The sequence below is a fragment of the Ruegeria sp. BHSB056 genome, from assembly GCF_059613305.1.
On record NZ_JBXWSG010000005.1, the window covers coordinates 43,722 to 58,110 of the forward strand.

The 14,389-nt window shown below is 57.6% G+C and carries 12 protein-coding genes; 4 read left to right on the forward strand and 8 right to left on the reverse strand.

Annotated features, from left to right (window positions below):
- The first annotated feature begins 19 nt into the window (after positions 1-19).
- Both AC2FND_RS02535 and AC2FND_RS02540 read left to right on the forward strand, forming a co-directional pair.
- Entirely contained in the window at positions 20-415 is a 396-nt protein-coding gene (locus tag AC2FND_RS02535; RefSeq protein ID WP_209595788.1) for a BlaI/MecI/CopY family transcriptional regulator, read from the forward strand.
- Positions 402-1,499 (forward strand): M56 family metallopeptidase, encoded by a 1,098-nt coding sequence (locus AC2FND_RS02540; protein ID WP_496767705.1) that lies wholly within the window; start codon positions 402-404, stop codon positions 1,497-1,499. Before AC2FND_RS02535 ends, AC2FND_RS02540 begins: the two co-directional genes overlap by 14 nt.
- 9 nt (positions 1,500-1,508) lie before the next feature.
- Here AC2FND_RS02540 and AC2FND_RS02545 read toward each other — a convergent pair whose 3' ends face one another.
- The 5 genes from AC2FND_RS02545 to xylF form a co-directional block, all read right to left on the reverse strand.
- The gene (locus AC2FND_RS02545) at positions 1,509-2,972 is read right to left on the reverse strand and encodes an MATE family efflux transporter (RefSeq protein WP_496767707.1); all 1,464 of its coding nucleotides are present in this window, start codon (positions 2,970-2,972) and stop codon (positions 1,509-1,511) included.
- Between the two features lie 89 nt (positions 2,973-3,061).
- Positions 3,062-4,369 carry a xylose isomerase gene (gene xylA / locus AC2FND_RS02550; protein ID WP_496767708.1) on the reverse strand — a complete coding sequence of 436 codons (1,308 nt, stop codon included), beginning with the start codon at positions 4,367-4,369 and terminating at the stop codon, positions 3,062-3,064.
- A 10-nt stretch (positions 4,370-4,379) separates the two neighbouring features.
- Entirely contained in the window at positions 4,380-5,177 is a 798-nt protein-coding gene (locus tag AC2FND_RS02555) for an ATP-binding cassette domain-containing protein (RefSeq protein WP_480481611.1), read from the reverse strand.
- Complete coding sequence (locus tag AC2FND_RS02560; protein ID WP_496767709.1) at positions 5,177-6,475, reverse strand: sugar ABC transporter permease; 1,299 nt, start codon at positions 6,473-6,475, stop codon at positions 5,177-5,179. Before AC2FND_RS02560 ends, AC2FND_RS02555 begins: the two co-directional genes overlap by 1 nt.
- A gap of 76 nt (positions 6,476-6,551) precedes the next feature.
- Positions 6,552-7,571: a D-xylose ABC transporter substrate-binding protein gene (xylF, locus tag AC2FND_RS02565; protein ID WP_267364640.1), complete on the reverse strand. Its 1,020-nt coding sequence runs from the start codon at positions 7,569-7,571 to the stop codon at positions 6,552-6,554.
- 152 nt (positions 7,572-7,723) lie between these two features.
- On the opposite strand from xylF, the gene AC2FND_RS02570 reads away from it, so the two are divergent.
- Positions 7,724-8,941, forward strand: a complete 1,218-nt coding sequence (locus AC2FND_RS02570; protein ID WP_496767711.1) for an ROK family transcriptional regulator — start codon at positions 7,724-7,726, stop codon at positions 8,939-8,941.
- Positions 8,931-10,442: a CRTAC1 family protein gene (locus tag AC2FND_RS02575; protein ID WP_496767713.1), complete on the forward strand. Its 1,512-nt coding sequence runs from the start codon at positions 8,931-8,933 to the stop codon at positions 10,440-10,442. The genes AC2FND_RS02570 and AC2FND_RS02575 overlap by 11 nt, the downstream gene beginning before the upstream one ends.
- Here the strand turns inward: AC2FND_RS02575 and AC2FND_RS02580 are convergent, their stop codons facing one another.
- The 3 genes from AC2FND_RS02580 to xylB are packed head-to-tail and all read right to left on the reverse strand — an operon-like array spanning position 10,443 to position 14,142.
- Positions 10,443-11,741 (reverse strand): cytochrome-c peroxidase, encoded by a 1,299-nt coding sequence (locus AC2FND_RS02580; protein ID WP_496767715.1) that lies wholly within the window; start codon positions 11,739-11,741, stop codon positions 10,443-10,445.
- Positions 11,738-12,688: an aldose epimerase family protein gene (locus tag AC2FND_RS02585; protein WP_496767717.1), complete on the reverse strand. Its 951-nt coding sequence runs from the start codon at positions 12,686-12,688 to the stop codon at positions 11,738-11,740. The genes AC2FND_RS02580 and AC2FND_RS02585 overlap by 4 nt, the downstream gene beginning before the upstream one ends.
- Positions 12,685-14,142, reverse strand: a complete 1,458-nt coding sequence (gene xylB / locus AC2FND_RS02590) for a xylulokinase (RefSeq protein WP_496767748.1) — start codon at positions 14,140-14,142, stop codon at positions 12,685-12,687. The genes AC2FND_RS02585 and xylB overlap by 4 nt, the downstream gene beginning before the upstream one ends.
- Between the last annotated feature and the right edge of the window lie 247 nt (positions 14,143-14,389).

A 14,389-nucleotide genomic window follows, 5' to 3' on the forward strand; every position in this document is an offset into this window, starting at 1 on the left:
GATGACGACACCGAGACCGATGCGAAAGAAAAAGACAACAAATCTGCTGACCGAGGTCGAACTGGAGTTCATGAACGAGCTCTGGGCGCTCGGGCAAGGCTCGGTGCGTGATGTCCTGGACCGCCTGCCGTCAGAACGCAACCTGGCCTATACATCCGGGGCCACGATCCTGCGCATTCTGGATGAGAAGGGTTTTGTGGAAAGTCACAAATCTGGAAAAACCCTGATCTACACACCTCTTCTGGAAAAGGACAGATATCAGGCCCGTTCGCTGCAAAATCTGTCGCGCACGCTTTTCGACGACACCCCCGCCACACTGGTGGCGCGGCTGGTCGACGACGCGGGGCTGAGCGAAACCGACCTGGAGGAAATTCGAGCACTGGTAGAGAGGAGACTGCAAAATGACAGCGGTTAGACCGGTTCTCGACGCATTCATCGAACTCAACATCGTGCTGGCCTTTTCGGCGGTCATCTGGTTGATGACTCGCACAGCCCTAAGCCGCACCGCCCTGCGCACCGGCTATGTCGCACAGTTGCGGGCGCTCAAGACCTTGTGCATCTGTGTCCTTGCCAGTCCGTTTCTGGCGGTTGGCGTTTCGTCGCTGGCGACTTACGCATGGCCGGGCAGTGCCGTGGCCCTTGGCGATATCGCTGTTGCAGCCTATCTGCGCGGCGACATCGCAATGCCTGCCACGCAGTTCGAAGCATTGCTGAACACCCGCGAAAGATGGGTTGATCTGGCATTTTCCGGGCGGCAGCCCGTGATCACCCTCGTTACCGCCATACTTGCCTGCATCGCAGCCATGTACGCCGCGCGTGCCTTGCGGGACGCAATGACGATCCGTCAGACTGTCAATTCCAGTTTTCTTTGGCGGCGGTCCGCCAAGGTGGATATTCGACTGTCCGATCGCATCACTGTGCCCTTTGCCGTGCGAGGACTTCGCCGCCGCCACGTCGTTCTGCCGAGCCATCTGCTGGACACCCCGCGCGAGTTGCGTTTTGCACTTGCCCACGAGTTTCAGCATATCCGTACGGGTGACGTTGAATGGGAACTGGGGTTTGAGCTGCTGCGGCCGCTGTTGTTCTGGAACCCGGCCTATCTGATGCTCAAGTATCAGTTCGGCCGGCTGCGCGAGTTGGCCTGTGACCAGTCGGTTGTTGCGCGCAAACGGATTGATGCGCGGGAATACACGGCGTGCCTGCTGGACTATTGCGCCCGGACAATCTCAACCAACAGCCCACGCGTTCTGAATGTTGCCTTTGTGACAGGCGGCAAGGCAAAGCGCGTGTTGCGGCAACGTGTAATCGCGCTGACCGATGTTCAGCCATCGGTACCTGCCCTACCGGCAGTGTTCCTTGGAATGACGCTGATCTTTGGTGCGCTTTTGGCTCTGGGGTCGGCCTCAATCCAGCAGACACGGGATTGGAGCCATGATCGCCTGATGCTGTCGACCGTGGTCAACCTGGAACGGCTGGAGGCGCGCAATCAGGGGAACTGACCTGATCGCTTACCAGCCGCGACGCCCGAACAGCGAGTGAAGTCGCCCCTGATCGGTAAAAGGCTCGGGCGATTGCACACGTTCCAGCCGCGCAACGACGCGCGCGACAAGAACCCATCCTATGACAGCAAAGATTACGCCCCCAAAAGCCTGACCCAACAGAACGCCCGACGCCCCGGCGATTTGTGAGCCAATCGTGGCAAACACCCATGTGCCAATGGTGTGACGACCCCAGTTTATCCATGTGGAATAGACCGGATGGCCCAGATTGTTGAAACTGGCATTTGTCACAAAAATCACACCGTTGAAGAACGAAGCCAATGCCAGCGGGCCGCAAAACAGATAAATCAGTACGCGCGTTTCCCCCTGGGCTGCGAACAAATTCGCAATTGGGGACCGCAGTAAAAACAAAATGGCCGACATGCAAAGAACGTAGATTGCGGTGAACTTGATCCCGGCCAAAAACGCAGCACGCACGCGATCAAATTTTTCTGCCCCGAAATTCTGCCCGATGATTGGCCCTATCGCGCCGGACAGCGCAAAGATGACCGAAAACGCCACCGGCAACAGCCGCCCGATCACCGCCATGCCCGCAACCGCATCCGTTCCAAACTGTGCAATTTCCCGCACTACGATGGCATTCCCGATCGGCGTGGCGACATTCGTCAGAACGGCAGGGATTGCGATGGCCCGCACGGGCCGAAAATCCTGTGCCACCTGTTTCAGCGATGGTCGTGCAAATCCCTGATGCACCCGAAGTGCAGGCCACAACGCCGCCCCCAACATGCATAGCCGCGCCAGGACCGAGGTGATTGCGGCCCCATCCAACCCCAGCCCGACGGCAAAGATCAAAATCGGGTCAAGAACTGCATTCACAACGCCGCCGTAAATCGTTGCCATCATTGATCGTCGCGCATCGCCGTGGGCGCGCAGCACAGCCATCGCTGCCATCGCAATCGACATCACCCACATGGTCGGCAGAATGATCGACACATAGCGCGTCGCCAGCCCCAAAACCTCGCCTTCTGCGCCAAGCAGCGACAGCAGAAAGCTGACGTTCAGCAGCACCAGAACAGAGGTAACCAACCCGACGATCAGCCCCAAAACGGCGACACTGGATGCGTATTGCCTTGCCTGTTCGGCCCGCCCGCCACCCAACTCACGCGCGACCAGCGCCCCGGCAGAAATCGACAGACCGATATTGATTGCGTTGGTAAAAAACAGCAGCGTTCCGGCATAACCTACCGCTGCCGCCAGCGCGTCGTTGCCCAGCATCGAGATAAAGACCATATCGACAAAATCGACAGCAAATATCGCCATCAATCCAATGCTCGTGGTCAGCGACATGCGCGTCACATGCAGCATCAGGTTGCCACTTAGAAAGATTGCCTTACCTGCCGATTTTTCCACCAAGTCTTTGGTCGTCCCACCTGCGCGACCCGGACGGGCCCATGATGCCACTGCGTTCGACAAGGGAAAGCCCCGGACAACGCCTAAGTAAACTCACGCGTTTCCGGGGCTTTGTACACCGAATATTTCAGTTCAGGCTCAGCCGACCGGAATTACACAAAGCGGTTCACGTAGTTCTCAAGCACTTCCTGACGCCCCGAGCGTGGCTGAGGATTGAGGTCTTCGGCAAGCACCCGCGCTGCAATCTCGTCGAGGCCAGAGGTTAGCATCGCCTGAGCCTTGGGCGTTTTCCAGCCTGCATACCGGTCGGCCAGCGCCTGTTCCAGACCACCATCTTCAAGCATCGCAGCTGCCGCTTTCAGGCCCCGGGCGCAGATATCCATCCCGCCCACATGCGCCGCGATCAGGTCTTCGGCATCGATGGATTGCCTGCGAAGCTTGGCGTCGAAATTGGTACCACCCGTGGTAAACCCGCCCGCTTTCAGGATGTGGTAATAAGCCAGCGCGACTTCAGGCGTGTTGTTGGGGAACTGATCCGTATCCCACCCGGATTGGTAATCGTTTCGGTTCATGTCGATGGACCCAAGCATACCTTCGGCCGAGGCAACAGCGATCTCATGTTCAAAGCTGTGTCCTGCCAGGATTGCGTGCCCTTGTTCCAGGTTCAGCTTTACCTCATCCTCAAGGCCGTACTTGCGCAGGAAACCGATACAAGCCGCCGCATCAAAATCATATTGATGCTTGGACGGCTCCTGCGGTTTGGGTTCGACAAGGATCGTACCTTTGAAGCCGATCTTGTGCTTGTACTCGACCACCATGTTCAGGAACCGGCCCATATGATCCAGTTCGGCCTTCATGTCGGTATTGAGCAGCGTCTCGTAGCCCTCGCGCCCACCCCAAAGCACATAGTTTTCGCCGCCCAGCTTGTAGGTCGCGTCCAAGCAGGATTTCACCGTGGCGGCGGCAAATGCAAAGACATCAGGGTCGGGGTTGGTGCTGGCACCCCCCATCCAGCGACGGTGGCTGAACATATTGGCTGTGCCCCAAAGCAGCTTGGTTCCGGACACCTGCATCTTTTCACCGATATAGTCAGTGATCTCATTCAGCGTTCGCAGGTTTTCTGCAAAACTGCCCTGTTCGGGACGGATATCCGCGTCATGCCAGCAGAAATAGGGCTGGCCAATGATCTCGAACATCTCAAAGGCAACATCGGCCTTCATTTTAGCGCGGCCCATGTCATCTTGCGGATGCCATGGACGTTCAAAAGTCGAGCCACCAAACGGATCCCCGCCTTCCCAGGCAAACGAGTGCCACCACGCCACGGCAAAACGCAGGTGATCCTCCATGCGCTTACCCATCACGATCTCGTCCGGGTTGTAGTGACGGAATGCGAGCGGATTCTTACTGTTCTCGCCCTCGAACTGGACCTGCTCGATCCCCTGAAAGAAACCGCTCGTCATCTCGTTTACCTCATTCCGTCTTTTCGCCCGGCTTCTTGCCCAGAATGATCATCGACAACAGATCGTCATCTGTGACATCGGCGATGTCGACAGTGCCAACCAGTTGCCCGTTTTTCATGACCGAAGCCCGGTCGCACAGCTCCATCACCGCGTGTACATCATGGTCGATCAGGAATATCCCGATCCCCTGCGCCTTGAGCTGTTGGATCAGGTCCGCCACCATCTGTGTTTCGTGCGGGCCAAGCGCGGCTGTGGGCTCGTCCATGATCAGGATACGCGCGTTGAAGTACACCGCACGCGCGATGGCCACCGACTGCCGCTGACCGCCGGACAGCGCCGAGACCGGGTCATTGAACTTCTGAAAGTTCGGGTTCAACTGTGCCATGATCTTGCGGCATTCGGCCTCCATCGCGGCATCGTTGACCAACCCGAAGGGCGTGACCATCTCTCGCCCCAGGAAAAGGTTCGAACTTGCATCCAGATTGTCCGCCAAGGCCAGCGTCTGATAGATCGTCTCGATATTGTTTGCACGCGCATCGCGGGGGTTGTTGATCTCAACCCTCTTGCCGTCGATCAGGATCTCTCCGTGGTCCTTCTGATAGGCACCCGAAAGCACCTTGATCAGCGTAGATTTACCGGCCCCGTTGTGGCCCAGAAGTCCCACAACCTCGCCCGGGTACAAGTCGACCGAGACACGGTCCACCGCCTTGATGCCGCCGAACGAAATCGAGATATCGCGCATTTCGACAAGCGGAGGCTGGCCGGACCCACGGCCCGAAGTTTGGTTCTGTGTTTCTTGTGCTTGCATCATTTCGCTCCCAGACGTTTGCGATAGACGATGTCGATATAGACGGCCAAAACCAGAACGGTGCCCACGACGATGTTCTGAAAGGGTGCGTCCACGCCAACCATGGCCATGCCCGATTGCAGCGCCTGCATGATCAGCGCGCCTAGGATCGCGCCGTAGATCGTACCAATACCGCCGGACAAGGCGGTGCCGCCGATCACGGCCGCAGCAATCACGCGCAGCTCATCCAATGTGCCGATATCGTTCGAGTGGTTGGCCAGACGGGCCGAGGCCACGACCGCGGACAGCGCACACAGAAACCCCATCAGGGCAAAGATCTTGACGGTCATCATGCGGGTGTTGATGCCCGACAGTTCCGCCGCATCCGGGTTGCCCCCCGTGGCAAAGATATAGCGGCCAAATCGGGTTTTGCGGGCGACAACAGTCAAGGTTACCGCAACAAGGATCAGGATCAGAACCGAGATCGGGATACCATAACCCACAACAAGCCCTTCAGGCATGGTCTCGCCACGCGCTTCGAACATACGTTCCAGCCTGCGGGTGGGGATCGAGTAACTGTTGACGATCAAGACATATCCCATAATGGCGATGCCAACGATCCCCGCCAAAGTAGTTTCAGCCCAAACCGGTTTCACAGGGAACCCATGGGCAGCCTTGGAGCGGCGACCGCTCCACAACGCCCAGACCGCAATAGCGGTGGCGGCAAGGCCGAACAGAAGGCTGACCGTTGTTCCCAACGTCCCGTTGGTTCCACCAAATATCAGGAACGTGCTGTCCAGCGGGCCGATTGTCTGGCCATCGGTCATGTACCAGGCGACGTTGCGCCAGACCAGAAAACCGCCAAGCGTCACGATAAAGGCCGGTATGGTCAGATAGCCTACCATCCAACCGTGGAATGCGCCGATCAAGGTTCCGACTGCGAGGCCGACAACAAGGGTGATTGCCCAAGTCGCCGGGTGATTTAAACCTAACCCCAACACGTTCGGCAGAAGTTCGGTCTGTGTCATCGCCATGACGGCGGATGTGGTCGCCAGCAGCGCGCCGACCGAAAGATCAATGTGGCGCATCACGATAATGAACACCATGCCGCAGGCCATAATCGCGACCGAGACGGTCTGGATCGACAGGTTGAACAGGTTTCTGGGCGTCAGAAAACGGCCATCCGTTACGATGTTGAAGCCGATGCAAAGGATGATAAAGGCGCCGATCATGCCCAATAGCCGCATGTCCAGTTCCAGTTGCTGGAACAGGTTGGCCTTTGCTTTTTGGGGTACCGGCTGAGACGAAGTTTCGGTCATATCCGATCTTTCATGTTCAGCTATGGTCTCTGGCCCGGCCTTGCGGGCCAGAGACGTTATGGTTTGGAGACTTGACTTAGTTGCAGGGTGCAGGGCCGTTCTCGACGCCCTGGCACAGGTCTTCCAGCGGAATCCAGCCAGCATCGACCACAACGGACAGGTTGTCTTTTGTGATCGGCACAGGCGCCAGGAAGACAGACGTCATCTCAGTCCCACCGGGCGAAGTCCAGCTGACCGCGCCTTCGACGTCCGCCGCAGCCGTTCCACCACTCAGCGCGACCGCGATTTCACCTGCGGCTTTGCCCAGTTCGCGTGCGTCTTTCCAGACCGAGACGGTTTGTGTGCCTTTGGCCACCCGGTTCAGCGCCGCATGGTCGCCATCCTGACCCGACACCGGAATACCGTCCATACCTTGCGCGGTCAGTGCAGCAACTACACCGCCTGCGGTTCCGTCATTTGACGCGACCACAGCATCGACTTTGTTTTCGTTGGCGGTCAGGATCTGTTCCATGTTGCGCTGCGCGTTCGCAGGCAGCCAGCCATCGGTATAGGCTTCGCCCACGATCACAATGTCACCACTGTCAACAGCGCCCTGAATGATCTCCTGTTGACCACCGCGCAGGAAATCCGCGTTCGGGTCGGTGGGCGAGCCCTTGATCATCACATAGTTGCCCTTGGGCATGGCGTCGAACACCGCGCGCGCCTGCATACGACCGACTTCGACATTGTCAAAGGTCAGGTAGAAGGCCCGATCATCTTCGATCAAACGGTCATACGCGATGACTGGGATACCTTCGTCGGCCGCTGCCTGAACAGCTGGACCGATAGCCTGGGAATCCTGCGCCAGAATGATCAGCGCATCAACGCCCTGGGCGATCAGACTTTCAATATCCGACAACTGCTTGGCCGACGACGATTGCGCATCTGCCGAAATATATTCGGCACCGCCCGCCTCAAGCGCGGCTTTGATTGCCGCTTCGTCGGTTTTCCAGCGCTCTTCCTGGAAGTTCGACCAGCTGACACCGACCGTGGTTTCTGCAAACGCAACCGTCCCCATCAGGACGGCCACAGCAGAAGCGCTGAGAATTCGTTTCATGATTTCCTCCCGGTTTATCGAGCCATCGCTTCATGATTCGTGGCTCTCACAATTCTGAGTAGCATATTTATTTCAGTCAGTAAAATATTTATGCTACCCGAAAGAAGAAAAACCGCTTACGCTTGGGAAATCATCAGATTCGCGAGGGCAGGATGCTGAAAAGCAAGGTTTCTTCAAACGCTACGGATCAACGAAACATCACCCGTTTGCGCGTGCTGGAACAAATCCGGTCGACCGGGGCGATATCGCGGATCGACATTGCAAGCGCGCTTGAGACCAGCCCGGCGACAGTGACAACGGCAACGTCAGATCTGCTTTCAGCTGGTCTGATTCAGGAAATCGAAGGCGAAACACCGTCTAAGTCCGCGCGCCGCGGCAGACCACGTGTGTTGCTGAAACTGCATGGCGGATGTCACCTGATTGCCGGTGTGAAAGTGGCCCGGCACCAGATTTCAGTCATCCTGGTCGATTTTGAAGGCACCGAGATCACCTCTTACACTCACCCGCTGGAAGAGGCCCGGATGGCCCCGGAGGCTTTTGCAAAAAAGATATACGCGGCGCTGGAACAGGCCTGCGCCTCTGCAAGCAGGTCCCTGACAGAGGTCTCCGGCGTCTGCATCGGGATTGCCGGACTGGTCGACGCAGAGCGGAATTTTGTACATTGGTCATCTTCGCTGACAGAGCGCAACGTGGATCTGAGCCCGCTTCTGTCCCAAACGCTCCCCTGCCCAGCATTTATCGAGAATGACGCCAATCTGGTTGCAAAGGCCGAACAGCTTTTCGGTCTTGGCAAGGGGTTGAAGAACTTTCTGGTTGTCACGATAGAACACGGCATTGGTCTGGGCATTGTTTTGGATGGCAAGCTTTATCGCGGCGAGCGCGGCTGCGGCGCGGAATTCGGGCATGTCAAAGTTCAGCTGGATGGCGCATTGTGCCAGTGCGGGCAACGCGGATGCCTTGAAGCTTATGTTGGGGAATATGCCCTGATCCGCGAGGCAACCATTGCCAGCCAGGCAACTGACCCGCACACTCTTGCTGATATTCACGCAGCCGCCCAATCCGGTGATGCCCGGTCCGTTTCAGTTCTGTCCCGCGCTGGCCAGATGTTTGGAATGGGGCTTTCCAACCTGATCAATCTGTTCGACCCGGAATGCATCATTCTGTCCGGCACCCGAGGCAGCTTTGAATACCTGCATTCCGACGCAGTGATGACCCGCATCAATAACGGTGTTGTCAGCGTTGACGCGCCACTGCCTGAAATCAACGTAAACCATTGGGGGGATTCAATGTGGGCAAAAGGGGCAGCAGCCTATGGGATCGAACAAGTCTCGATCCTGAAAGTCAGGGAACTGGCGGAAAATGCGAGTTGAACTGACGATCCTGCTTGCGACAGCTTCCACCGCCATGGCTGACATCAGCCTGCCGCAGTTTCACAGTATCGACGTCCCCAGCCATGTTTACGACGGAGGATGGGAGCACTTCGTCGGCGGAGGCGTCGCCGTTTTCGATTGCAACGGCGATGATCGGCCCGAGCTGTTTGCCGCAGGGGGAACCAATCCGGCGCAATTGTTTGTCAACACATCAGGACCCAATGTCAATTTTCGGCCAGAAACGCCAAGCGCGCTGTCCCTGACCGGCGTGACCGGCGCCTACCCACTGGATATCGACGGGGACGGATTTGTGGACTTGGCGGTTTTACGCGTTGGCGAAGACGTTTTGTTGCGTGGCAAGGCGAATTGCGCATTCGAACCGTTCACCTCGTTGAATTTCCAGTCTCAGGAACACTGGACCACCGGTTTTTCCGCCACTTGGGAAAGCGGTCAATCCCTGCCGACACTGGCTTTTGGAACATATGTCGACCGAACCAATCCCGATGGCCCGTTTGAAGCCTGCGGGCCGACGCTTTTGTATCGCCCCGAAGGGACGGCTTATGGCCCACCTCTCCACCTGGTACCGGGACATTGTTCCTTGTCCATACTGTTTTCCGACTGGGCGCGCAGCGGGCGCGCGGACCTGCGTGTCAGTAACGACCGCCATTACTATGTACGCGGCGGGCAAGAGCAGCTTTGGGCTATGGAAGACACGCCACGCCTTTACGCGCCGGAAGATGGGTGGCTGCCCTATTCGATCTGGGGCATGGGGATTGCATCAAGGGATATATCAGGGGACGGCTTCCCGGATGTTTACCTGACCTCGATGGGGGACCAGAAGTTTCAGATCTTTGATCCCACGGTCGAGGGACCGACATGGCGCGACGCGACTTATGACCGGGGGACAACGGCGCACAGGCCGCATGTTGGTGGCGATGGTCGCCCCTCAACCGGCTGGCATGCGCAGTTCGGCGACGTCAATAACGACGGGCGCGACGACATATTTGTCGCCAAGGGCAATGTCGAACAGATGCCCGATGCGGCGCAAACCGACCCCAACAACCTGTTGCTGCAATCTGCAAATGGCCAGTTTTTTGAAGCTGCCTCAGCGGCGGGTGTCGCCTCCATGGGCAAGTCCCGCGGTGGGGCCCTGGCCGACCTGAATGGGGATGGATCACTTGATCTGGTGGTGGTCAATCGCGGGTCAGAGCTTGAGATATTTCAGAACGAACAACAGCTTGGAAACTGGGTTCAGGTTGATCTTGGCCAGGATCGTCCCAACCGCGCAGCTGTCGGCAGCTTCATCGAAGTCAAAACCTCCGACAGAGTCCAAACGCGGGAAGTGACCATTGGCGGTGGTCACGCAAGTGGCATCTCTGGGCTTCACCACTTTGGTCTGGGCAACGCGGACGAACTGGAGCTGCGGGTTATCTGGCCGGACGGTACAGTTGGTGATTGGCAGACCTTCAGAAGCAATCAAGTGCTTCGCATCGACCGCTGATCATTGATCTACGGGCAAACCGCTGGGCACGCGCGCGGGCACACCCAGCCTGGCTGCCGGGTCTTCCAATGTGCTGAGAAAACTCAGAATGGCGTTTACCTCATCATCACTCAGGCTGATTGGGGGCAGATCATTCGACGCCGCAATCGCCTCGGTCAGCGTGGGGTCGAGCAAGGCTTTTTGATCTTCCGCGCCCGGAAACTCTGGCAACGCCGCTTTTTCGACCGAGTAGCTGCGCAAAGCTGCGACCGGATCCAGATGATGACGGACAACATCTTCAAGCCGCGCGTAGGCTCCGTTGTGACCATAAGGTGCCGTCAGAGTCACATTGCGCAAGGATGGCGTGCGAAATTTGAAGGCGTCATCCACATTGCCCGTCACACGCAATCGCCCGTCATCGCGAACATGGTTCTCGAACCGGGCGGCTTTTCCTGGCCCAATTTGCGGCATGGCGATAGAATGAAATCCATGATCCGTCTGGAACCAACCGGAATGGCAGGTGCTGCACCCGGCTTTGCCGTAAAAAAGGTCGAGCCCCATTTGTGCCTGCTCGGACAGCGCCTCTTTCCCCTGCATTGCGCGATCAAACAGGCTGTTGTCAGCGCGCCATTCAGTGGCGATGAAATCGGCAATGATATTGGCGATTGCGGTAAAAGTGATCTCTTCTCCGGGTACGAGCTGGTCAAAGCGCGTCCTGTATTCCGGGATTGCGGCAACACGTGCCGCGATAAGATCCCATGCGCCGTCCTTTTGGGTCAGCAAACCAAGACGCACAGCTTTGCTCACTTCGTTTTCCGAATAGTGGCCGGCCATTTCGTCAGCCGACAAGACCGGGAACATCGCTTGCGCGGCCAGTGCAGATTGGAAGCCGGGCCTCATATCTGTGCCCAAGGGCGTTCGGAACCCGTCAGGCTGTGACGGGTCTGCCTCAAGACGCCCGTCATGAAAGAAGGTGGTGAATTCCAGCGCCCCTAGGTTCCACAGACCCGGTGCATTTCGGGGAATGCGCTGCTCGGGCATGTTTTCCTGATCAAGCCTGCGCGCTGCCCCCAGCCCCACACCGCCTTCGCCGATACCCAGAGACAGAGCGTCTGACGTTCCCAGTTTCGGATGATGACACGTGGCGCAGCTGATGTTTTTGTTCCCCGACAGGATCGGGTCGTAAAACAGCAACTGTCCCAGTTCGACCTTGGCAAGGTCCGGTTCTACAAATTGAGGAAGCGGCCCGAGGTCTTGCGCCTGCGCCGCCGACAGTGTCACGCAAAAGGCCAGAGCATACACCGATATCGCAACTTTCATGCCTGATCCTCTGCGATTTCCAACGTCAGAACTTGTTTATACGGATTGTCCGGAGAATAGATGACGGACGGAAACAAGGGGTGGTTCACAGCGTCCGTGTAACCGGACGGTTCAATGCAAAGCCCTACGCATGGCGTGAATGGATCAGACAGATGCGCGGCGGAATAGACCTGCGCGCCGGGCTGATCAGAGTAAACATTCATGCGCAAACCTGACGGTGTTTCGACTGTGGCAACCGGTCGATCGAAATTGCCCGCCTTTTCAAACACGAAGTAGTGGTCAAGGCCGCGCCCTTCATCACCGATAACGCGCGGGGATGAGAATTCCAGCGCTTGCGTTTCAAGCTCATTCACGACGCCTGTCGGAATGGAGTTGTCGTCCAGTTCCAGTACCCGCTTGGAATTCAGGGTCAAACGGCTGTCAAGAATACCGCTTTGGCACCCCAGAGTATAGTAATTGTGCTGCGCAATGCTGATCGGTGTAGGCCGGTCCGGCCATGCGGTGATCGTGTAAGTCAGCCGTGGAAAAGCCAGCTCGACATGAATCTCGAACCTGATTTCTCCGGGAAAACCGTCAGCGCCGTCAGGTGACGTCAAGGACAGAACCGCACGGTTCGGCTTGGTCTTCCTGATAATCCAGTGGCTGCGTGACAGCCCGACCACACCGCCATGCAGCGTGTTTTCCCCCTCATTCGCCGTCAAGCGACAAGCGGCATCCTGCATTTTAAACTTTGCGCCACCGATCCGATTGGCGACGCGACCCACGATTGCGCCTATGTAATAAGGGTCGGTCAGATATTCCTGCGGGTTTGGATAGCCCAGGATCAAGGGCGTTTCACCGATCCACCACCCTTGTGTGATCGCCCCATAGCTCAGCAGGGAAACCGACATCGCACCATCTTCCAAAACAACCTGTTCGATGGGTAGGGAAGTGACGCCCTTCATCATGGCGCAGACAGGGGGGATAGAGCGGCATAGAACCGGCGGTATCTTTGATATTCAGCCTCATAGGCGTCGAATAACCCCGCGCGCGGCTGAACAATTTCAGAGGTTTCTGGCGATGTCATGAGCTCCGCCGGGTCTGCACCATTTACTGAACAGGCAGCAAGGCGCGCCGCTCCGATGGCGGCTCCGAATTCACTGCCTTTGGGCAAGGCAAGCGGAATGTTCAGAACAGTTGCCAGCGTCTCGACCCAGAACCGGGATCGTGCACCCCCACCGACGACCATCAGGCTTTCAGGCTTTGTTCCAGTGCTCCTGAGGGCTTCAAGGCAATCACGCAGCGCGAACGAGACACCTTCCATCACGGACTGTGCAAGATCCGCTGGATCTGACGCAATATCCAGCCCCATGAACGCCCCCCGAATGGCGCTGTCATTATGAGGGGTACGTTCCCCCGACAGGTATGGCAGGAACAATGTCTTCGACGGCCCGGCAACGGTATCCGGCAACGCCGATGCGAGTGCACCAACGGATTGGCCGAGATTCCGGGACAGCCAGTTCAGGCTGTTGGTCGCCGACAGGATGACACCCATTTGAATCCAGCGCTCCGGCACCGCGTGGCAGAAGCAGTGAACCGCCGTTTCCGGTGCGGGCGCGTAACTGTCCTTGGCAACCAGCAGCACACCCGACGTTCCCAGTGATAGAAAACCGCTGCCTTCGGCGGTGCTTCCAATACCACAGGCCGCCGCCGCGTTGTCGCCTGCCCCGCCGGCAACAACAACGGGTCCGGTCAGGCCCCAGTGCTGCAAAATCTCCGCCCTCAGCTCGCCCCCGGCGGCGCTGCCTTCGACCAGTACGGGCATCTGATCCCGACGCATGTGGCTGAGTTCAAGCGCTGTTTCCGACCATTCGCGGCATCCGACGTCCAACCACGCGGTACCCGCGCTATCGGACATGTCGCTGATGTAATCTCCGGTCAGCCAGAAGCGCAAATAATCTTTGGGGAGCAAGACTTTGGCCGTCTTTTCAAAAACGTCAGGTTCATGCCTGCGCACCCATTCCAGTTTAGGCGCAGTGAAGCCGGGAAAAACGATGTTTCCGGTGATCGATCGCATCGCGGAAAGCGCATCCAGTTCGGCAGCTTCACGGGCAGACCTTGTGTCGTTCCAAAGGATACAGGGCCTCAAGACGCGACCCTGTCGGTCCAGAAGCGTTGCGCCATGCATATGTCCGCTCAGACCAATGCCCCGCACTGCCGAAAACGCAGCGCCGTTTTGCCCGCGCAACTGGGCAACGACCTTTTGACACGCTTCAACCCAATCCGCAGGTTCCTGCTCTGACCAGCCCGGATGCGGTGTCGATGTGTTCACGCTCGCTTCGGCCTCGGCAACGACGTCGCCGTCTTCACTGACCACAATTCCCCGAAGACCTGACGTCCCCAAATCAAGACCGAGATACACCTGTTCCTCCCACTTGTAAGCCGCAATACTGTAGGCAACAGAAACCCAGTTTTGCAAAGGCATCAGGTTTCACTGGCATAGTTTGCGCTAACATAACAGGGTGAAACAAGACAAGGCACATAAAAATTGATGCCGTTCTGGACAGCACTGAATGACCGGGAACCAGACAGCGACCAATACGAAGGGGCCCGGTAAGAGGTGACCTGAACTAAGCCGCAGGAGAAATTTTTTGCGATTGTCTGGCGCT

Bases quoted from the DNA above. Each gene is read 5' to 3' on its own strand.
- AC2FND_RS02535 (WP_209595788.1), top strand. From the start codon at position 20: ATGCGAAAGAAAAAGACAACAAATCTGCTGACCGAGGTCGAACTGGAG.
- AC2FND_RS02540 (WP_496767705.1), top strand. From the start codon at position 402: ATGACAGCGGTTAGACCGGTTCTCGACGCATTCATCGAACTCAACATC.
- xylA (WP_496767708.1), bottom strand. From the start codon at position 4,369: ATGACGAGCGGTTTCTTTCAGGGGATCGAGCAGGTCCAGTTCGAGGGC.
- AC2FND_RS02555 (WP_480481611.1), bottom strand. From the start codon at position 5,177: ATGCAAGCACAAGAAACACAGAACCAAACTTCGGGCCGTGGGTCCGGC.
- AC2FND_RS02560 (WP_496767709.1), bottom strand. From the start codon at position 6,475: ATGACCGAAACTTCGTCTCAGCCGGTACCCCAAAAAGCAAAGGCCAAC.
- xylF (WP_267364640.1), bottom strand. From the start codon at position 7,571: ATGAAACGAATTCTCAGCGCTTCTGCTGTGGCCGTCCTGATGGGGACG.
- AC2FND_RS02570 (WP_496767711.1), top strand. From the start codon at position 7,724: ATGCTGAAAAGCAAGGTTTCTTCAAACGCTACGGATCAACGAAACATC.
- AC2FND_RS02575 (WP_496767713.1), top strand. From the start codon at position 8,931: ATGCGAGTTGAACTGACGATCCTGCTTGCGACAGCTTCCACCGCCATG.
- AC2FND_RS02580 (WP_496767715.1), bottom strand. From the start codon at position 11,741: ATGAAAGTTGCGATATCGGTGTATGCTCTGGCCTTTTGCGTGACACTG.
- AC2FND_RS02585 (WP_496767717.1), bottom strand. From the start codon at position 12,688: ATGATGAAGGGCGTCACTTCCCTACCCATCGAACAGGTTGTTTTGGAA.